Source organism: Flavobacterium sp. MEB061 (assembly GCF_000834715.1).
GTDB lineage: Bacteria > Bacteroidota > Bacteroidia > Flavobacteriales > Flavobacteriaceae > Flavobacterium > Flavobacterium pectinovorum.
This window is the reverse complement of record NZ_JXQR01000018.1, coordinates 103,667-125,298: the sequence shown is the minus strand read 5'-3', so window position 1 is coordinate 125,298 and position 21,632 is coordinate 103,667. Positions and strand designations below refer to the sequence as shown.

The window sequence follows — 21,632 nt, the reverse complement described above, 5'->3', positions numbered from 1 at the left end:
TTTTTTATAGAACACAAATGTGTTATTTTTTCTTTTTAGTTGCTGGTTTTGATCCTGCTTTAGCTGGTTTTGTTTCTGCTTTTGTCTCCGGTTTCGCTTTTTCAGTAACGACTTCGTTTGGGGTATTTTTTTCTGCTGTTTTAGAAAATAATTCAGCATTTTCAAACCATTGATTGCCCACTACAGTTCCATCTGGTTTAAGAAACCCCCATTTTCCTTCGTTTTTTACTCTGGCAAGACCATCAATAAATCCTTTGTCTTGTTGTACAAACAGAGCAATGACGAATCCGTTTGAAGTAATACCATATTGTGTTGGAATAACTAATTTTCCTGTTTCATTGATAAAACCCCAATTTTTTTCTTTTATAGGAGCCAGTCCGTTTGAACTGAAAACTTCTGCATCACTATAAGTTGGCGGAATAACAAATTCTGCTTTTGGGTTTATATATCCCCATTTAGACCCCACACAAACCGGAGCTAAATTTTTAGAGAATGCTTTTGCTTTATCATAAATAGGAGTAATTACCCAATTTCCTTTAAGGTCAATGAATCCAATTTTACCGTTCTTTTTGGCATAAGTCAGATCTTGTGTTTCAAAGTCCCAGATTTTTTCGGCACCATCAACAGCAATAAAATTTCCGGAACTTACAATTCCAAACGTCTTATCTTTTCTTGCCCAGGTTGTATTTTTAAAATAGTTTCCTATTTCGTCATACGAAGGTTCTATTAGTTCCTTACCGGAAGCATTAATGATTCCCCATTTTTTATTGTTTTCAACTCTGGCAAAACCATTTTCAAAAGGTTTTATCTGATCGTATTTTGGTTCTAAAACAACGGCCATTTTTGAATTGATTAATCCAATTTTATTGGCTTGTTTTATAAAGGCAACACCGTTATTAAAATCAAATAATTTTTCGGAAGCAGGCGCTTTAAGAATTTCTCCTTTTGTATTGATATAAACCCATTCCTTCTCTTTTTGCACGATAGCAACTCCACTGTTAAAATCTTTGGCATTTTCAAAAGATGCAGGAATTACCCAGCTTCCTTTGGTATCAATAAATCCCCATTTTCCACCATTTTCGACAGCAGCTAAACCATCAGAAAAGCTTTTTGCAGATTTGTATTGAGGTTCTATTTTAAAAGATCCATCTTTAGAAATATATCCAATTTTTGAATTCTTTTTAACTAATGCCAATTCCTGACTATTAACAAATTGAATAACGAATAGCAACAAAAAAATAAGTGGTTTTTTCATGGTTTTAAAATTCAATATTAATAAAAAAGTAACGCTTAACTATTGATAAGATAATCTTTTACTTGCTGAACAAACGGATACATTACCTGATCTTCCTTAAATACAGGAATTATTTTTCGCACATCGTCATACCATTTTTTGGTAACCGATGAAATTTTATCTTTTTGCTGTAAATAATCAATCGCCTGAACAATTGTAATTAATTCGATAGCCAAAACTTCAAAAGAATTCTCGATTACTTTTGATGTAATTACTGCCGAGTTGGTACCCATACTTACAATGTCTTGATTGTCATTGTTGTTTGGGATACTATGAACGTACATTGGGTTTGATAACATTTGGCTTTCGGCAGTTGTAGAAGTTGCAACAAATTGAACTCCCTGCATTCCGAAATTAAATCCTAATGTTCCTAAATTAACAAACGGAGGAAGGATTTCGTTGATTTTTGAATTCAGCAAATAATTCAACTGACGTTCTGCCAACATCGTTAATTTGGTAATAACAATTTTTAATTTATCCATTTCAAGCGAAATATAATCGCCGTGGAAATTACCTCCGTGATAAACGTGTTTGTTTTTTACGTCGATAATCGGGTTGTCATTTGCCGAGTTAAATTCGTCTTCTAAAATAGAAGCTACATTATTGATAGTCTCCAAAACGGGACCTAAAATTTGAGGCACACAACGCAATGAATAATATTCCTGTACTTTTTCCTTGAAAATTTCTTCGGTATTTTCTCCAGAATATAAATGGTCTTCTCTTTTACGGATTAAAGTACTGTCAGAAAGATTCGCTCTCATTTTTGCAGCCACTTCCTGTTGCCCTTTATGACGTTTAGTTTGGTTTAATTCTTCAGAAAAGTGGTCGTCATAAGCCTGAACCAATTCGTTAATGGCGCAAGAAGCTTTTAATGACCAGTCTAATAATTTATTAGCATGATGCACATTTACAACTCCAATTCCGGTCATTACAGAAGTTCCGTTAATTAACGCAAGACCTTCTCTGATTTCTACCTGAATAGGTTTTAAACCTTCAATTTCAAAAACTTCTGAAGTCGGTCTTCTGTCTCCTTTATAAAAAACTTCGCCTTCTCCAATTAAAACTAAAGCTAAATGGGATAGTTGTACTAAATCTCCACTTGCTCCAACACCACCGTGTTCAAAAATTAACGGAGTAATATCTCTGTTAATTAATTCGGCCATTAAGTGAATTACAGAAGGGTGAACTCCTGAATTACCTAATGATAAGGTGTTTAATCGCGCCAAAATTGCTGCTTTTGCACAAACCGGGCTTAACGGTTTTCCTGTTCCTGATGAGTGGCTTCTGATTAAATTATATTGTAACTGAATCTGATCTGATTCTTTAATTCGATATTGAGCCATTGGGCCAAAACCAGTATTCACTCCATAAATAACTTTGTTTCCTGAAAATTCTTTCAGGAAATTAAAGCTTTCATTTACTCGATTCAATACAACGTCGCTCACAACAACTTTGTTATTTCCAAATATTATGGACTCGAATTCTGCTAAACTTAAATATTCATTAATTGTATTCATTAAATTGTTTTTGGTTGTGCTAATTTAATTTTATTTATCAAAATAATTGTAGTTATTTTGATGATGGCAAATGTAGTTTAATAATTGATAACATTTTTAATATGATAAAGGAGTTTGTAGATGTTTTAGTAATAGGTGCAGGACCGTCCGGATGTGTTTCGGCATCTTATCTACACAAAAACAATATTAAGATAAAAGTTGTAGAAAAAACAAAGTTCCCAAGACTGGTTGTTGGCGAAAGCCTTATTCCCAGAGTAATGGATCATTTTGAGGAAGCAGAACTTTTTGAATGCCTGGATGCAATGAATTTTGAAAAAAAACTCGGAGCTCGTTTTATCAGAGGAGAAGAAATTTGTGTTTTTGATTTTAGCCAGAAGTTTGGTGAAGGCTGGGATTGGACATGGCAGGTGCCAAGAGCTGATTTTGACAACACAATGGCTCAGGAAGTTATTAGAAAAGGAATAGATTTGGAATTTGAAACAGAAGTTCTGGAAGTTTCTTTTGAAGGAAAAAATTCGAAAACAATTGTAAAAGATAAGGACGGAAATTTAAAAGAAATTCACGCTAAATTCATTATCGATTCCAGCGGATACGGACGTGTTTTACCAAGACTTTTAGATCTCGATACGCCATCAAAATTAGATCCGCATTCTTCGATATTTACACACGTAAAAGACATCAACAGACCGGAAGGCGAGGAAGGAACTCAGATTTCATTTGATATTCTGGAAACCGAAGTTTGGTTATGGGTAATTCCTTTTTCTAACGGAAATACTAGTTTGGGAGTTGTTGGACCAACAGATTTTATCAATTCGCTTTCAGAAAATAAAGATAATGCTGAAGCGTTAAGAAATGCAATTCAAAAATCGGATTATTATATTAAAAGATTTAAAGGAACAGAGTTTTTGTTTGAACCGGTAAAACTGGAAAATTATTCGAGAGCGGTAAAAAGAATGTATGGCGATGGTTTTGCCTTAACAGGAAACAGTTCTGAATTTTTAGACCCAGTGTTTTCATCAGGAGTTGCTTTTGCGACAGAATCCGGAATGCTGGCAGCAAAATTATACATCAAAGAATCACAAGGAATTGAAGTTGATTGGGAAGTTGAGTTTACAGAATACATGAAGCGCGGAATTGCTGTTTTTACCACTTACGTGAAAGAATGGTACACCGGAAATCTTCAGACTTTATTCTTCCATCAACCGGAAAACCCTGAAGTAAAAGAGAAAATATGTTCGGTTCTCGCAGGTTATGTCTGGAACGAAGAAAATCCGTTTGTTAAGAAACATGATCATGTGATCCAGAATATGGCCTATTTACTGAATATGCAAAAAGAACAAAATGAAAACCCTAGTGTAAACTAGGGTTTTTTGTTTATTTCAACTCAAATATTTTTTCCATCAAAACCCATTTCTCACCCGGTTTTGCCCACGGTAAAGCTTGCTGAAATTTCCACATTAAGTTTTCCCATTCCTGAACTTTTGTATTCTCAGCATCTGATTTTGATTTTTTTTCGAATGAAAAATCAGCGTCGGCTTCAATAATCATAAAGAGTCTGTTTCCTGTACAGTAAATGTCAAGAACAGAGATTCCTGTACTTTTGATGCTTTCTGTTATTTCCGGCCAAATGTTTTGGTGCAGGGTTTTATATTCGGCAATTAAATTAGGATCGTCTTTTAGGTCTAGGGCTAGACAGAATTTTTGTGTGGTCATAATATATAAGTAGAAAAGTTAGATTATTCAAATAAGGTATCTGAACGAGTAATTTACAAAAAAAAAGACTGTCGTTTATGGACAGTCTTTTTATACTTCAAAAAATAATATAGTAAAAAATTATACTACCAGAATTTAACATACAAAGCCACAATAATCAATAATGTAATTACGATTAAAACTGTAGTTTGTGGTTTTACTTTAAACATTTCAGAGTCAATTTCAAACGCTTTAGGATTTACTTTTGGACCAGCGAAACTAATTCCAATCATAGCCAACATGGTAAAGAAGAATGATAATCCCATACAAATATGGAACGGGATTTCGAAAGCACCTTTTCCGTTAGGATAAGCTGTATATAGTAAAGTTTCGTTTCCGAATAAAGCAGGAGCGTATTCGTTGAATAACACAGATAAAACAAATCCTAAAATTACACCCACAATAGCTGCAGTTCCTGTAGTCCTTTTCCAGAACATACCAAGGAAGAACATAGCAAAAACTCCAGGGCTAATAAATCCGGTGTATTTTTGGATATAAGTAAATCCACCAACACCGCCAATTCCTAAAATATCATTCCATGTAAATAATACTGCCAAAAGCATTGCAGCAAAAACGGCAATTCTACCAATATTTACCTGTTGTTTTTCGCCAGCTTCTTTTTGAATATATTTTTTATGAATATCTAATGTATAAATTGTAGAGATACTGTTTACTTTTCCAGCCAATGAAGCTACAATTGCAGCAGTTAAAGCCGCAACAGAAAGTCCTTTTAAACCTGTTGGCAAGAACGTTAATACAGCAGAATAAGCGCCGTCTTTTCCTCCAACCAATTGAGGTAAATGTCCGTTTTGGTATAAAACGAAAGCAGCAATACCAGGCAACATTACGATTAATGGCATTAATAATTTTAGCATACCTGCAAATAAGATACCTGTACGTGCAGTTTGTAAATCGGCACCAAGAGCTCTTTGCGTAATGTATTGGTTACATCCCCAATAGTTTAAGTTGATGATCCAGATACCGGCAACATAAGACATCAAACCCGGGAAAGTTAAATATTTGTCGATTTCAAGCTGAGATGAAGTAGCAGTTGGTTTTGGGATTATCATCTTGAAATGCTCAGGAGCTTCTCTCATTAAAACTTTGAAACCTTCAATTGCGCTACTACTTATTCCTAACTTTTCTCCAACAGTTATTAGTGCGATATAAGAAGTTACCAAACCTCCGATAATTAAAACGGCCACCTGAATAACATCAGTATAAGCTACAACTTTCATTCCTCCAAGAGAAATAAGCAATGCAAATAAAGCCAATCCAACCATAATAACGTGAAGATATTCTCCTCCGGCAAGACCATTAATAGCAACAGCTCCTAAATATAATATGGAAGTTAAGTTTACAAATACATATAAAAACAACCAGAAAACGGCCATAATCAATGCAGTCGATTCGTTATAACGTGTTTTTAAAAATTGTGGCATCGTGTAAATCTTATTTTTAAGATATACAGGAATAAACCAAACGGCAACGATAATTAAGGCAACAGCAGCCAGCCACTCATAAGCGGCAACGGCAATTCCTAAAAAGAAACCTTCACCACTCATTCCGATGAATTGTTCTGCCGAAATATTTGAGGCGATTAAAGATGCTCCAATAGCCCACCAGGTTAAGTTTCCTTCAGCCAAAAAATAAGCTTTAGCGTCTTGTTCGTCTTTTTTACGTTTATGGTAAATTGTATAACCGTAGACCGAGACTACGATGAAATAAATAATAAATACCGCATAATCTGCGAAAGCAAGGTTCTGGTTCATTGTTAGTAGTCTTTTAAAAAATTAGTATAGGGTGATTGTTTGTTTAATTTTGTTTTAAAAAGTTTTAATTTCTAAAACCGGTTTTTTTATTGTTTAAACGAATTTTAAATATGATATGTGTTTTTATTCTCTTATTTTTTTATGAAAAAAAGAATGAAATCCAAAAGTAAAATAAAAATCCAGATATCTGCCAAAAACAAATGTGTTTTTTACATTTATACAGGGCGTAATTGTGTTAAATTTATTTATTTTATTTACTTATGCTTCTTCAAAGCGGCTTTTTTCTTTGTTTTTATAATGTACAGTTGATAATTCTCTTAAAATTTCGGCACTTTTTTCGGGAGTAATATCTCGCTGTGATTCGCCCAGCATTTCGTAGCCAACCATGAATTTTTTTACGCTTGCAGATCGTAGCAATGGCGGATAAAAATGCATGTGAAAATGCCATTCAGGATGCTCAAAACCATCGGTTGGCGCCTGATGGATTCCTGATGAATAAGGAAAAGATGTGTTGAATAAATTATCGTATTTTGTCGTTAATTCTTTTAGAATTGTAGCATAAGCAAGGGCTTCCTCTTCTGTAAGATCAGTGATTTTGCCAAAAGATCTTTTGCTGATAATCATTGTTTCATATGGCCAGATTGCCCAAAACGGTACCAAAGCCACAAAATGATCATTTTCAATAACAATTCTTTCGCCGGATCTTAATTCGGCCTGAAGGTAATCGGAGAGTAATGTTTTCTGGTTTTTATCGTAATATGCTTTTAAACTGTTATGTGTTTTTTCAACCTGGGTTGGCAATGATGACTGCGCCCAAATTTGTCCATGCGGATGCGGGTTACTGCAACCCATAACACTTCCTTTATTTTCAAAAATCTGAACGTGATTAATGTATTTGATATTTCCTAAATCTGTGTATTCTTTTTGCCATGTTTTAATGATGTTTTCAATTTCATTAATACTCATTTCCGGCAACGTAAGGTCGTGTCTTGGTGAAAAACAAACCACTCTCGAAATTCCGCGCTCAGGCTGTGCTTTAAAAAAGGTGTGTTTAATATCTTCCTCAAAAATAATTTCATCCTGTTTCATTGCGGCAAAATCATTTTCAAATACAAAACTGTCTTTGTAGTCTGGATTGCTCACCCCGTTTGCACGAACATTTCCGGGGCATAAATAACAGGTTGAATCGTATTTTGGCAATGCTTCTGTTGCTACTGTTTCATTTTGTCCTTGCCAAGGACGCTTTGAGCGATGAGGTGAAACTAAAACCCATTCATTAATTAAAGGGTTGTAACGTCTGTGCGGGTCTTCGTTAATGTCAAAATTTTTCATTGTTGTGGTATTAAAGTAGTGTTGTTCCGTTTGCGATTTTTACATCGTAAAATTTTAGTTCGATACCAAATATATCTAAATAAAGATTTGCAAACTTATTTTTTACCTCATTTTCGTGACCTTTTTTTATTAAATTTATAGTACAGCCACCAAAACCACCTCCCATTAACCTCGAACCAATCACGTTATCATCTGCTTTTGCAGTATCTACAAGCATATCCAGCTCTTCACAGCTTACTGCATATTCCTGAGACAGACCATAATGCGTTTCAAAAAGCAATTGTCCTAAAAGTTCTATATTTCCGTTGTCCAGCGCTTCGCAGGCTTTGGTAACACGCTTAATTTCTTTAACCACAAAATGAACTCTTTTAAAAACAGTTTCATTCATTTTGTCGCGAATGCTCAAAATCTGCTCTTCTGTACAATCCCTGAAACTTTTTACTTCAGGAAAATTATTTTTTATGATGGATAAACCTTCTTCACATTCAATCCTTCTTGTATTATATTCAGATGTAAAAAGCGAATGTTTTACATTACTGTCAAATAAAACCAAAGAATAATCTTTGAAATTGGCATCGTGATATTCAAATTCAAGTGTATTGCAATCTAATTTTATAACTTTATTTTCAAGACCGTGTACGCTCGAAAACTGATCCATAATTCCGCAATTGATTCCCACCCAATGTTCTGCTTTTTGTCCCATCAAAGCAATATCAACCTTATTAATAGTAAGATTGTAAAGTTCTTTTATTCCGAAAAGCATTCCGCATTCTAAAGCCGCAGAAGAAGATAACCCCGAACCAACAGGAATATTACTGCTAAAAACACAATTAAAACCTTCAAATGAAAAACCATTATCCTGCAACTGCTTAATAACACCACGAATATAATTGGTCCATACTACATCGGTTAATTGAATTTCCTGAGTTAAATCAATTTCGAATTCTTCATTTAAATCAATCGCAATTACTTTTGATTTTGAAGAATTGCTTTTTTCGAATGCAAAACAAATTATTTTGTCAATAGCGGCAGGTAAAACATAACCGTCATTATAATCTACGTGTTCTCCGATAATATTAATTCTGCCCGGAGAAAGTACAATTTTTTGAGGAGCAGATCCAAAAGTTTTCTCAAAAAATGCGGTTGTGTTTTGTATTAAAATGTCATTCATTGGGTAATAAATAAATATTGTTTTTTTATGTTTTTAGTTTATTTTCTGAAACTGATAAACTGTTTTTTGATGATATTGTTCTCCTTTTTTCAAAACCGAACTCGGAAAATGAGCATGATTTGGCGCATCCGGGAAATTCTGCGTTTCAAAACAAATTCCGCTTGACGGATGGTAAGCTGCGTTTTCTTTTCCTTTCAAAATATCAAAACAATTTCCGCCTACATATATATGCACACTTGGCTGATCTGTAAACACATTCATTTTTAGATTGTTTTTTGTACTGAATAATGTCGCAGCAATTTCATTTTTAGATTCAATTACAAATGAATTATCAATAACGGCCGGACAATTTTTTGCAGATCTGAAATCAAAAGCATGACCAGAAAGAGCAGTGAATTTTCCAGACGGAATATTATCAGGTTTTGTCTCTAAAATTTTATCAGAATTGACAAACATTTCCTGATCCAGAACTGAAGAATCATGACCGTTGAGGTTAAAATAACTATGATGTGTCAGGTTTATAACCGTATCTTCTGTAGTTATTGCCTTATATTCTAACGTCAATTCGTTTTCTTCGGTTAATGTATAAGTTAATCCGACTTGTAATTCTCCGGGAAAATTTTCGTCTAAATTTTCACTTAACAAACGCAGCGTTATAGATGGATTTTTACCATGTGTTAAATTAGTAAAAGACCATACTTTTTTTCCAAAACCTTCATTTCCACCGTGCAAAGTATTTCCGTTGTTATTTCCGGCCAATTGAAAAGCGGTATCATTTAAAGTAAAATTTCCTTTATTGATTCTTCCGGCATATCGGCCAACGGTAGTTCCAAAATAAGGTGCGCTCGGCAAATTATAAGATTCAAGATAAGCCTCCAGATTATCAAAGCCCAAAACCACATCTGCGAGTTTTCCGTTTTCAAGAGGAATCTGTAATGAAGTAACGGTTGCACCATAATTGATGATTTGTACTTTCATTCCGTTTTCATTTGATAATTCAAAAGAATAAATCTTCTCTCCGTCAGGCATTAAACCAAACAATTTAGCTGAAGATATATCGATTAAATGCGATATGTGTTTTAATTCCATCAAAAAATTATTAAAAATGAAATCCAAAAATAGAAACATTTTAAAATTTTACATACCAGTACCTACCAGTTTTTAGTATATTGCACAAAAATTCTTTTTTTATGAATATAATTTCTATTCAAAATAATCTCGGCCTTCCAAAATATAAACAGATTATTCTTTCAATTGAAAAAGCGATTGAAGAAGAAAAACTGGTAAAAGGCGATCGCCTGCCGTCGGTAAATAAAGTTTGTCTGGCTTTTAATTTATCTCGTGATACAGTTTTGTTAGGTTATGATGAACTCAAAAAAAGAGGTATCATTTATGCCATTCCCGGAAAAGGTTATTACGTTAAAAGCGTTGAAATCACTATAAAACAGAAGATTTTTTTGCTTTTTGATGAGTTAAACAGTTTCAAGGAAGATATCTATAATTCGTTTTTAAAAAGCATCGGAAAAAATGTTCAGGTCGATATTTTCTTTCATCATTTTAATGTTCCCGTTTTTCAAAAGCTTATAAACGACAGCAACGGAAATTACACGAAATACATTATCATGCCTACCAACTTAATCGATATAGCTTATTCGATAAAAACCCTACCAGTAGGTGACGTAATTATACTCGATCAAACCAATCCGGATTTAAAAATATATCCTGCTATTTATCAAAATCATCAAAAAGATATTTTTGAAGGTTTGGTAAAAGGAAAATCAAGATTGAATAAATACAAAAAATTGATTTTGATTTTTCCGGGATTTAGAGAACCGCTGGGAATGAAAATTGGCTTTGAGGATTTTTGTGTCGAATATGATTTTGAATCTGAAATAATAACCGAATTTACGAACAGAGAAATTACGATTGGGGATCTTTACATTATTCCGAATGACAGAGATTTGGTTCGCGTAATCGAAAATGCCAGGGACCAAAACCTGAAATTGGGAAATGATTTTGGAATTATTTCCTATAATGAAACCCCGCTTAAAAAAATTGTAGCAAACGGAATTACCACGATTTCAACTCATTTTGAAGCCATGGGAAAAATTTTGGCAGAAATGGTTTTAAAAGGAAAAAGAGAACAGATAGAAAATAAATCTTCGTTGATTATGCGAAACTCATTATAAACACAGATTTCACGAATTGTCACGAATTCATATACAGTAAAGCTTGTGAAATTAATTACACAAACAAAATTCGTGATAATTAGTGAAATTCGTGTTTTATTTCACAGTACAAACAAGTTTTGTTTAATAAATCAGTAAGCTTTTAATTAAAAAACAATTTATTGTTTTAATAGAATTATTTTATATACATTTGTAAATGTAAATTCTACACTTATTTTTTATTAATGTGGATTAAAAAGAAAAATAATTTGTTAGTTTTTTAATTAGTAGTTTTATTGAAGGAAAAAACCCTGAAAGATTGTAGCTTTCAGGGTTTGTTTTTTTAAGGTATTTTTTTCACTTTTTTATAAGTTCAGAACAAAATCGTTCAATAGCTTCTCCTCGTATTTTTCTTTGTTGAAAGTGTAGAGATAAGATCCTTTGCGGGAAGACTGCATATCTTTTTCATCCAGTTTATTCAGGATTTCCAAAGAATTAATTTTGCTGATGAAGTTTCGTTTATCTAATTCCTTACTCAAAATGGCTTCGTACAACTCTAATAATTGGCGCATTGTAAATTTTTCAGGCAGTAATTCAAATCCAATTGGTTTAATCGAAGTTCTGTAACGTAATCTTCTAATGGCATTTTTTACCATTTCATTGTGGTCGAAAATTAAATTTGGTGCTTCGGCAATAGGAAACCATTCTGCATGGTAATTTTTAATAAGCTCTGTATTGTGATTTTCAATATTAATCAATGCATAATAAGAAACTGAAATAGTTCTTTCAACCGGGTCACGATCGATTTCGCTATAGGCATAAAGCTGCTCCATATATATATCATTCAATCCCGTATAAGTATTCAAAATTCTGATGGCAGCGTTATCCAATACTTCATCACGTTTTAAAAAACCACCAATTAAGGACCATTTTCCCTTTTCAGGTTCAAAATCCCTTTGGATAAGAAGAATTTTCAATCCCTGATGATCGAATCCAAAAATGATACAATCTACTGCTAATAAAACCTTATCTGCAGAGCTATAACTGTTTAGCATATTCTATAATTTATTGGTAAATATATAAACTTCCTCATAGGTTTCATAATTTTATTAATGTAGATTTTACACTTACATAATCTATGAGTCAAAAATAGAGTTAAAAAACTGACTTTTAGTAAAAAAGAGCATTCAAATTTCTCTTTTATGGTTCTTTTAGAACAAAAACAGGATAGTTACAGGACACTTTTTTGAAAAAAGCTCAGCCAATATTAAAAAACAAACCAACTAAAAATAAGTTTTTATTTACAAAAACAATATTTTTTTCATTTTAAATACTTCAAAAACAGTGCATTCAAAAAAACTTTTTTCACTACTGTTTTTTGATTAAAAAGATGCTTTTTAGTAAAAAGTGTAGATTTTACACAATTAACTTTCTAAAAATGTCTCTTTTTTAAAAATAATGTTATTTTTTTAAATGTTTATTTCACACTTAAATTATGAGATATATTTTTTTTTACTCCTTTTTTTATGATATTAATTTGTTTTTCACTCTTTTTTTTATTTAAATTTACAAATGTAAGATTAACACTTATAATAACCACACTAACCAACCTTAAAATTAACCAGTATGTCAAACCACAAATTATTGTTGTATTGCAATTATTTATTGCCAAAAAAAGAATGGCTTTTAGCAGTATTAATGCTGCTATTTTCTGCTAATCAATTGTCTGCTCAAGGCAAAGAAATTAAAGGAATTGTTACTTCGGCACAAGACAATTTGCCTTTGCCGGGCGTGAACATTATGATAAAAGGAACAAAAACAGTTGCCGTAACTGGATTTGATGGAGAATATATAATTAAGGCATCTCCAAATGATGTTTTAGTTTTTTCATTTATAGGATTTCAAAACAAAGAGATAGCGGTAGGCGGTCAGTCAAAAATTGATGCGGCGCTTACTGAAGATACTAACAAATTAAACGAAGTCGTAGTTATTGGGTATGGAACACAAAAGAAATCAGATCTTACGGGATCTGTAAGTGTTGTCAACTTAGAATCGGCTAAAAAAACGGTAACTTATGATGCTGCAAAAATGCTTCAGGGCCAGGTACCGGGAGTTACAGTACAATCATCAGGAGAACCGGGCGGTTTTGTCAATGTAAAAATTAGAGGTATAACTTCATTCACCAATAATAACCCTCTTTTTGTTATTGATGGAATTATGGTTGATGCTCCATACGATTTTGCACCGGGAGAAATAGAATCGATGCAGGTTTTAAAAGATGCTTCTTCGGCAGCGATTTATGGTGTTCGTGGAGCAAACGGAGTTGTAATTATTACCACAAAAAAAGGAAAATCCGACAGAATGGATATCAAATTTAAATCTATTGTCGGGCTTCAGGATGTGGCTAAAAAATGGGATGTAACAGATCGTGTAGGATATCAAACCATTACTAACGAAGCAGAAAGAAACAGAGATCTTAGAGCTGGGGTTCCCGTAAGTATTGCTCCGGGAAATAATCCGGCAAGTCCTTCTTATATTTCAAATGTCGATACCGATTGGCAAAAAGAAGGTTTACAAACCGGAGTTGTACAAAATCAGACTCTTACATTTGGTGGAGGAGCAGAAAGCATCATGTACAGCTTTAATGTTGATTATTTTAAAAACACCAGTTATTTCAAAACGCCGCAAGATTATGAAAGATTGTCTACCAATTTAAATCTAAACGGTAAAAAAGGAAAATTCAAATACGGGGCAAAAATCGCTTACACACAATCGGATAAAGAAATTTTTAACGAATATAATGCTGGTCAAACAGCGATTAGTGATTTATTAGGCGCTATACCAACAATGCCTGTATATGATTCTAACAGACTGGGTGGTTACGGAGGTACAGATAACCTGACGCAAAGAGCAATTTCGATGAACCCAATTGGGTATAATAATTTGATTGAAAATACCGGAAAAAGAAATCGCTTTATTGGGGATATATGGGGTGAAGTCGAAATCGTAAAAGGTCTTAAATACAAACTCGATGTAAGTTATGACAGAACCGATTGGGAAAACAGAAAATTTATTCCGCCAAGCGATTTAGGATGGTATTATATTACAACAAATGATGAAGCTTCTTTAGATGTTGCCAATGGAAATGAGTTGAGAACTTTCATGAACAATATATTGACGTATGAAGTTTCGCTTGGTAAGCACAAAATCGAAGCTTTGGCAGGATGGATTCAGGAAAGAAGAGATAATTACAACCATTGGTCAAAAGGTGTAGGATACGAACCAGGTGAAATTAGTATGCTTCAATATGCGGATTCGAGAGACGCTGGAGAAACTAAATTTACAATTACCGGAATATCCTATATCAGCAGATTAAATTATTCTTATGATGACAGGTATTTGCTTCAGGCAAATTTCAGACAGGATAAAACATCGCTTTTTAGCGAAAAAAATAATTCGGCAAATTTCTATTCGTTTTCAGGAGGATGGAAAATTAGCAACGAAAAGTTTTTAAAATTACCAGACTGGATCAGTAACATTAAACTTAGAGGAGGTTATGGAACATTGGGTAACAATACAATTCCGCAATACTTTTTTGCTTCAACAGTAAACAGTTTCGCAGGGTATGATTTTAATAATGAGCTTGCTCCGGGAACAACCGTAGTTGCAGCACTTGACCCGAATGTAAAATGGGAAAAAACAAGCAGCACAAACGTTGCATTGGAGTTAGGTTTTCTTGACAACGATTTACAATTTACAGCAGAGTATTTTACAAAAAAAGTTACAGATATTTTAGTTAGAGTGCCTTTGCCTTTTTCTACAGGAGCTTTTCCGGCAGATATTTTTACCAATGCAGGAGATATGAAAAATCATGGTTTGGAGTTTACAGCATCATACAGTAATCATCACCATAAATTTAAATATGATATATCGGCCAATTTCGGAACATTGAAAAATGAAGTGACCAAAATTGGAGTTAATGGAAACCCGCTTTACGGAGCGGTTTCAAAAACAGAAGTAGGAAGATCTGTGGGAGAACTTTTTGCCTGGGAAGCTATTGGAATTTTTCAAAATGCAGCCGAAGTAACATCTTCTCCAACCCAAACCGGAGCAGCACCTGGAGATATCAAATTTAGAGATGTAAATAATGATGGAATTATTACCGATGCCGACAGAACTTTTCAGGGAGTATCAATTCCTAAATATGGTTTTGGTTTAAATTTTAGCGCTTCGTATTCAAACTTTGATTTCTCGATGTTTTGGCAGGGAAGTGGCGGAAACAAGGTTTTTAATGCCATGTATCGTAATTTAATGATAGGACAATACACCAATCATCATGTAGATGAATTAAATTACTGGACACCTACCAATACCAATACTAATATTCCCGCTCCTGTAATTGGCGATCCAAACGGAAATGCCAGAGACTCCAACAGATTTATAGAAAGTGGTGACTATGTGAGACTACAAACGATGGAAATTGGATTTAACATTCCTTTGAATGATAAATTTATTCAAAAAGCCAAAGTTTATATCAACGGTCAAAACTTGCTGACCATTTCAAAATATAAAGGTTATGATCCTGATTTTAATAGCGAAGGATTACTATCAAGAGGATATGATGGAGGATCTTTTCCAAATCCAAGAACAATTTCTTTAGGAGTAGAGGTAAGTTTCTAAACTGATTTAACCAATTTAAAACGTATTACAATGAAATATAATATATTATATAACTATATAGCTGTTTTCTTTTCACTTGCTATGCTTACAACGAGCTGTGTTGAAAATGAAGATTTAGTACAGCTTGATCCAAATAATGATGCAGTAGATTCATTTTGGAAAACAGATCAGGATGCGCTGGAAGGAGTAAACGCCGCTTACGGAAGTTTACTAACAGACGGAACTTACATGCGCAGTACACCGCTTTTATTAGATGCAAAAGCAGATGATGCCCGTACAAATAGTCCGTGGGCATCGATGTATAATGTGGGACATTTCAATTCAAATGTTGCTGATGCCGCAATTTACGGCTGGGCTTTTGAAACCTATTATCAGGGGATTTATCGTGCCAATCAGGTTTTAACAAATGTGCCGAATATTGCATTTACAGACGGAGCATTAAAAAGCAGAATATTAGGACAAGCCTATTTTTTAAGAGGATTGTACTTGTTTCATGCCGTAAACTTGTTCAAAAATGTTCCTTTACCAACAGAATTAGCTGTTTATTATCCACAAAAAACACAGGCAGAAGGCTGGGCTCAGGTGATTTCTGATTTTAAAACGGCTGCCGAATTATTACCAACTTCATATGATGGTGTTTCTGGTCTTGATGCAGGCCAAAAAGGGCGTGCTACAAAAGGTGCCGCTTTAGGATATTTAGGAAAAGCTTATTTGTTTACCAAAGATTTCACAAACGCCAGAACAACATTCAAACAAGTTATAGATCTTGGAATTTATTCACTGGTTTCAAACTACCGTGATAATTTTACTACCGCCAACGAAAACAATTCAGAATCTCTTTTTGAAGTGCAATTTAGCAGAGATGCCGGTGGTGTCGAACTGGGTTGGGGCGGCGCTCCGACTTCTGGTTGGGGAAAAACTTCGGCAAGAGCCATAACGTATGCACCAAGAGCTTTTGGATGGACAGATGTACAGCCAACGTGGGCACTTTTTAACGAATATCAGGAAGAAAAAACAACGGCAAATACAATCGATCCGCGTTTGGATGCTACGATATTTTACAACAAACCAGGAACCAAATTATACGGTAAAGATTTTGCGGTATTTTATGCTTCAAGTCCGGCAGATTTAAACGATTTATTCTGTAGAAAATACCAAAATTCAGACGGAGAATTTGCAGACGAATACGATTGGCGTTCCGGTATCAACGAGCGATTATTGCGTTATGCCGATATTCTTTTAATGTATGCCGAATGTCTAAACGAAACAGGAGATACTCCCGGAGCATACGGATATATTCAAATGGTACGAAACAGAGTGGGTTTGCCGGATTTGGCTACTGTAAAACCGGGAATGACACAGGATCAAATGAGAGATCAGATTGGTCATGAACGATTTTTGGAATTTCCTCTTGAAGGACATCGTTTTGATGATATTCGCCGATGGGGATGGCTTCAGGATGCCGCAAAATTAGAATGGCTGAAATCTAGAGATGCAGAATTTAATTCTTACCTGCCTGGAAGAGAATATTTCCCAATTCCACAACTAGAAAAGGATAACAATCCGGGAATAATCCAGAACGACAGTTATTAAAAAAGTTTTCAGTCTCAGTTCGCACAGTACTGAAAACTGAGACTGAAAACTAAATTTAACCATTAACTTAAATTATATCACAATGAAAACAATAACAGGTTTGGTTTTATTCGCAATATTATTAGGAAGTTGTCAAAATGAAGACATTGTTTCTCCAACAGAAGAAACAAGTGCTGCAACTCAAAATTCAGAGGTTAAAAATATAACAGCAAAAACAGTCAGCGGAAACGTTCCGTCACACGATCCGAGTACGATTATAAAAAGCGGAGTTAATTATTATGTTTTCACTACGGGAGATAATATTCCAATGACGTATTCAACAAATTTGACCAACTGGACATGGGGAACCTCAGTGTTTACTTCAACACCAGGCTGGATAACAGGATATGTTCCGGGTTTTACCAAAACATTTTGGGCGCCGGATCTGGCGTGGTTTAATAACAGATGGAATATGTATTATTCCTGTTCTACTTTTGGGTCTGCAACTTCAGCAATTGGGTTGGTAACGGCTCCGTCAATTTCACAAAGTGCAGGAACAAAATGGACAGACAGAGGCGTTGTTGTTTCTTCGTCATCAGCATCAGATGTAAATGCGATCGACCCTTCTATTTTGGTTGATGGCAGCAATGTTTATATGGCTTACGGTTCCTGGCACGCAGGTATTGGCGTAGTACAAATTAATGTTTCAACAGGTAAACCAACAGGAACAAGAACCATTGTAGCAGGTGGAAATAGCGCTTCGTGGGAAGCTCCCTGCTTAATTAAAGAAGGAAGTTATTACTATATGTTCGTCAACCGAGGGTCTTGCTGCAATGGCGTAAACAGCACTTATTATATTGTAGTAGGTCGTTCAACAAGTCCGTTTGGACCTTTTACAGATAAAAACGGAGTCAATTTAAAAAACGGCGGCGGGACAACAGTTTTGGCAACACAAGGAAATTATATTGGTCCGGGACATTTATCCAGAATTACAGGAACACAAAAAGGAGCTGTTCATTATTATGACGGAGCCGATAACGGAAATCCAAAACTCGAAATTGTCTATTTTACATGGTCATCAGGATGGCCGGCACTTTCGTATTAAATTTTAATATCAGAGGAAAGATTCACAAACTTTCCTCTTTATATCTTATAAACAAATAATTATCCACATGAAAAAAGCATTTTTAATCACATTCCTTATTAGTATTTGTAGCCAGTTTAGTTTCGCTCAAGGCGGAATTACCGTAGTAGCCATAAAAAATAATGCAGATGCACCAACCATCAATAAAAATATTTACGGACATTTTGCAGAACATTTAGGACGCTGTATTTACGGAGGATTTTTTGTGGGAGATACTTCAAAAATACCAAATACGAAGGGTGTAAGAAATGATATTATTGCAGCCTTAAAAGATTTAAAAATTCCGAATTTAAGATGGCCGGGTGGCTGTTTTGCAGATACTTATCACTGGAAAGATGGCATTGGGCCTCAGGAACAGAGACCAACAATCGTAAACCAATGGTGGGGCGGCGTAACCGAAGATAATAGTTTTGGAACACATGATTTTCTTAATTTGTGTGAAGTGCTTGGTGCAGAACCTTATTTATCAGGAAACGTAGGAAGCGGAACCGTTCAGGAATTATCTGATTGGGTTCAATACGCTAATTTTAGCGGTAAAAGTCCAATGAGTGATTTGCGTAAAAAAAATGGAAGAACCGAGCCATGGAAAGTTAAATTCTGGGGAATTGGAAATGAAGCCTGGGGTTGCGGAGGAAATATGACAGCAGAATATTACGCCGGAGAATACCGCAAATTTGCAACATTTATGTCTGATTGGGAAAATACAGGCGGAATTACCAGAATCGCTTCAGGATCAAACAGCGCCGATTATAATTGGACAGAAGTTTTAATGAAAAATATTCCGCTAAATATGTTGGGCGGAGTAGGCGTGCATCATTATGCCGTAATCGATTGGGGTAAAAAAGGAGAAGCCGTTAATTTTACCGAAGAAGGTTATTTTAAAACCATGAAATCAGCCTTAAAAATGGAAGAATTGGTTACAAAACATTCTGCCATTATGGATAAATACGATCCAGAGAAAAAAGTAGCCATGATGGTCGACGAATGGGGAGGCTGGTATGATGTAGAAAAAGGAACAAATCCCGGATTTTTATACCAACAAAATACAATGCGAGACGCCGTTTTAGCCGGAACAACTCTTAATATTTTCAACAATCACGCAGATAGAGTTCGTATGGCAAACTTAGCACAATGTGTAAACGTTTTGCAAGCCGTAATCCTTACAGACAAAGCCAAAATGATTACAACGCCAACGTATCATGTTATGAAAATGTACAGCGTTCATCAGGATGCAAAACTATTGCCGGTAAACTTTCAATCACCATTATATACTTTCAACGGAGAAACACTTCCGGCAGTTTCAGCATCAGCTTCAAAAGATAAAAATGGCGCAATTCATATTTCATTAGTAAATGTAGATGCAAAAAATAAAAACAAAGTCGAAATTGATTTAAAAGATCTTGGAGTTAAAAATTTTACAGGAACCGTTTTAACATCGGCAAAACTCCAGGATTACAATTCATTTGATACGCCGAATAAAATTATACCAACAGTTTTTAAAGGTTTCGAAAACAAAAAAGGAAAATTAGAAATCACAATTCCTCCTTTTTCGGTTGTTGTTTTAGAAGGAAAATAAAAATCTAAAAAGATGAAAAAATCAAATTCCATTATAAAAAAAGCATTCAAATTAGGACTTTTTTTGCTTGCAGCGATTGTTGTAAGTTGTTCTAATGATGATCCTGCTGCCGAAAATCCGGATCCGCCTGTAGTTGTTGATCCGCCTGTGGTTACACCAGTTTTTCCGGGACCTGCTTATGCGGATAATTATACTTCTATTTCATCTTGGGGAAGCAGAGCTCAATGGAATTTAGCCAACGTACATGATCCATCCGTAGAAAAATCAGGAGAATATTATTATATGTATCAAACCGATGCTTCTTACGGAAATGCACATGAAGGCAACGGACATTTTTTCTACAGAAGATCAAAAGATTTAATCAATTGGGAATTTATGGGATCTTCAATGGCGCAGGCTCCGGCTTGGGTAAAAGATTCCCTAAACAACAAAAGAGCAAGAATGTCGCCTGCCCTTCCTCCTATCGAAAACCCGAATTATGCATATTGGGCGCCGTGCGTTCGAAAAGTGGGAAACAAATTCAGAATGTACTATAGCATTGTCGTAACGAATCCGATTGTAGGATCAGACACTAATACATCCTGGTCAGAACGTGCTTTTATTGGCTTAGCCGAAACGGACGATTTGGCTTCAAATAATTGGACAGATAAAGGAATGGTCGTTTGTTCTGAACCTGATGGGGTAAAAAGTTACGTTAGAAACGGAGGAAACGATTGGGATGCTTATTTCAAATTCAACGCCATTGATCCGAGTTTTATAGAAACTCCCGAAGGAGATCAGTATTTAATTTACGGTTCGTGGCATTCCGGAATTGCAGCTTTAAAATTAAATCCAACCACAGGAAAACCGGATAAATTGAAAACAATCGATGATTACGGAGTACGAATTGCAGGACGCGGAAACGTAAATACAAACCGCTGGCAGGCACTCGAAGGACCGGAAATTATCTATAATCCCGACACACAATACTATTATTTGTTTTTGGCTTATGATGAATTATCAGTTGCATACAACACACGGGTTGCACGTTCAAAAAGTATTTTAGGGCCATATTTAACCAATACAGGAATGAGTATTACCACAGGAGCAGAATGTTTCCCGATGTTGACGCATCCCTATTCTTTTAAAAATCATACTGGCTGGGTTGGTTTTGCGCATTGCGGAATTTTTCAAAATTCAACAACTAAACAATGGTATTATGCTTCGCAGGCTCGTTTGCCTGAAGGAGTTCCCGGAATTAATGTTTCGAATGCTATAATGATGGGACATGTTCGCGGTATTCAATGGACAGAAGATGGTTGGCCGGTAGTAGAACCCGAACGTTATGCAGGAGTGCCAACAACCGCTTTTGCCGAAGCCAATATCATTGGAACATGGGAACAAATTACAATGAATTATCAATACAAAACCATCCAAAAATCGATAACAATTAATTTAACCGCCGATAAAAAAGTAAGTGGAGATGTTACAGGAACATGGTCCTATGAAGGTACCAAAAAAATCCTGACGATTAATGGGGTAAAATGCAATGTAATTGATGCCTGGGATTGGGAATCGGCAACCAGAAAAGTAACCTTGAGTTATTCTGGTTTGACCGCTGGAGGATTACCTGTTTGGGGTAAGAAAGTGAACTAAAAAATTTCAAATCAAAAAA

The 21,632-nt window shown here is 34.9% G+C and carries 15 protein-coding genes; 7 read left to right on the top strand and 8 right to left on the bottom strand.

The annotated features are described in order from the left end of the window. Positions 1-22: 22 nt before the first annotated feature. Both RT99_RS11140 and hutH read right to left on the bottom strand, forming a co-directional pair. The gene (locus RT99_RS11140) at positions 23-1,255 is read right to left on the bottom strand and encodes a WG repeat-containing protein (RefSeq protein ID WP_042564822.1); all 1,233 of its coding nucleotides are present in this window, start codon (positions 1,253-1,255) and stop codon (positions 23-25) included. Between the two features lie 35 nt (positions 1,256-1,290). Next, positions 1,291-2,811 (bottom strand): histidine ammonia-lyase, encoded by a 1,521-nt coding sequence (gene hutH / locus RT99_RS11135; protein WP_042564821.1) that lies wholly within the window; start codon positions 2,809-2,811, stop codon positions 1,291-1,293. 101 nt (positions 2,812-2,912) lie between these two features. Here hutH and RT99_RS11130 point away from each other — a divergent pair, with 101 nt between their 5' ends. Then, complete coding sequence (locus RT99_RS11130) at positions 2,913-4,175, top strand: NAD(P)/FAD-dependent oxidoreductase (RefSeq protein WP_042564820.1); 1,263 nt, start codon at positions 2,913-2,915, stop codon at positions 4,173-4,175. 10 nt (positions 4,176-4,185) lie between these two features. On the opposite strand, the gene RT99_RS11125 is transcribed toward RT99_RS11130, so the two are convergent. From RT99_RS11125 to RT99_RS11105, 5 genes are all read right to left on the bottom strand, one after another. Continuing rightward, positions 4,186-4,524: an L-rhamnose mutarotase gene (locus RT99_RS11125; RefSeq protein WP_042564819.1), complete on the bottom strand. Its 339-nt coding sequence runs from the start codon at positions 4,522-4,524 to the stop codon at positions 4,186-4,188. Between the two features lie 125 nt (positions 4,525-4,649). Next, the gene (locus RT99_RS11120; protein WP_042564818.1) at positions 4,650-6,335 is read right to left on the bottom strand and encodes a sodium/sugar symporter; all 1,686 of its coding nucleotides are present in this window, start codon (positions 6,333-6,335) and stop codon (positions 4,650-4,652) included. A gap of 258 nt (positions 6,336-6,593) precedes the next feature. Then, on the bottom strand, positions 6,594-7,667 hold the full coding sequence (locus RT99_RS11115; RefSeq protein WP_042564817.1) for a UDP-glucose--hexose-1-phosphate uridylyltransferase: 1,074 nt from the start codon (positions 7,665-7,667) through the stop codon (positions 6,594-6,596). Between the two features lie 10 nt (positions 7,668-7,677). Beyond that, positions 7,678-8,838: a galactokinase gene (gene galK / locus RT99_RS11110; protein WP_042564816.1), complete on the bottom strand. Its 1,161-nt coding sequence runs from the start codon at positions 8,836-8,838 to the stop codon at positions 7,678-7,680. A gap of 33 nt (positions 8,839-8,871) precedes the next feature. Further along, on the bottom strand, positions 8,872-9,927 hold the full coding sequence (locus RT99_RS11105; protein WP_042564950.1) for an aldose epimerase family protein: 1,056 nt from the start codon (positions 9,925-9,927) through the stop codon (positions 8,872-8,874). Positions 9,928-10,028: 101 nt separating this feature from the next. Between RT99_RS11105 and RT99_RS11100 the strand changes: the two genes are divergently transcribed. After that, complete coding sequence (locus tag RT99_RS11100; RefSeq protein ID WP_042564815.1) at positions 10,029-11,027, top strand: GntR family transcriptional regulator; 999 nt, start codon at positions 10,029-10,031, stop codon at positions 11,025-11,027. Positions 11,028-11,371: 344 nt separating this feature from the next. Here RT99_RS11100 and RT99_RS11095 read toward each other — a convergent pair whose 3' ends face one another. Further along, positions 11,372-12,061: an NUDIX domain-containing protein gene (locus RT99_RS11095; protein ID WP_042564814.1), complete on the bottom strand. Its 690-nt coding sequence runs from the start codon at positions 12,059-12,061 to the stop codon at positions 11,372-11,374. A 571-nt stretch (positions 12,062-12,632) separates the two neighbouring features. On the opposite strand from RT99_RS11095, the gene RT99_RS11090 reads away from it, so the two are divergent. From RT99_RS11090 to RT99_RS11070, 5 genes are all read left to right on the top strand, one after another. Then, entirely contained in the window at positions 12,633-15,686 is a 3,054-nt protein-coding gene (locus RT99_RS11090; protein ID WP_042564813.1) for a TonB-dependent receptor, read from the top strand. Between the two features lie 30 nt (positions 15,687-15,716). Beyond that, the gene (locus RT99_RS11085) at positions 15,717-17,279 is read left to right on the top strand and encodes a RagB/SusD family nutrient uptake outer membrane protein (RefSeq protein ID WP_042564812.1); all 1,563 of its coding nucleotides are present in this window, start codon (positions 15,717-15,719) and stop codon (positions 17,277-17,279) included. Between the two features lie 82 nt (positions 17,280-17,361). Beyond that, complete coding sequence (locus tag RT99_RS11080; RefSeq protein ID WP_052483646.1) at positions 17,362-18,363, top strand: arabinan endo-1,5-alpha-L-arabinosidase; 1,002 nt, start codon at positions 17,362-17,364, stop codon at positions 18,361-18,363. A 67-nt stretch (positions 18,364-18,430) separates the two neighbouring features. After that, positions 18,431-19,978, top strand: a complete 1,548-nt coding sequence (locus RT99_RS11075) for an alpha-N-arabinofuranosidase (RefSeq protein ID WP_042564811.1) — start codon at positions 18,431-18,433, stop codon at positions 19,976-19,978. 12 nt (positions 19,979-19,990) lie between these two features. Beyond that, positions 19,991-21,613, top strand: a complete 1,623-nt coding sequence (locus RT99_RS11070) for an arabinan endo-1,5-alpha-L-arabinosidase (RefSeq protein ID WP_042564810.1) — start codon at positions 19,991-19,993, stop codon at positions 21,611-21,613. Positions 21,614-21,632 lie beyond the last annotated feature (19 nt).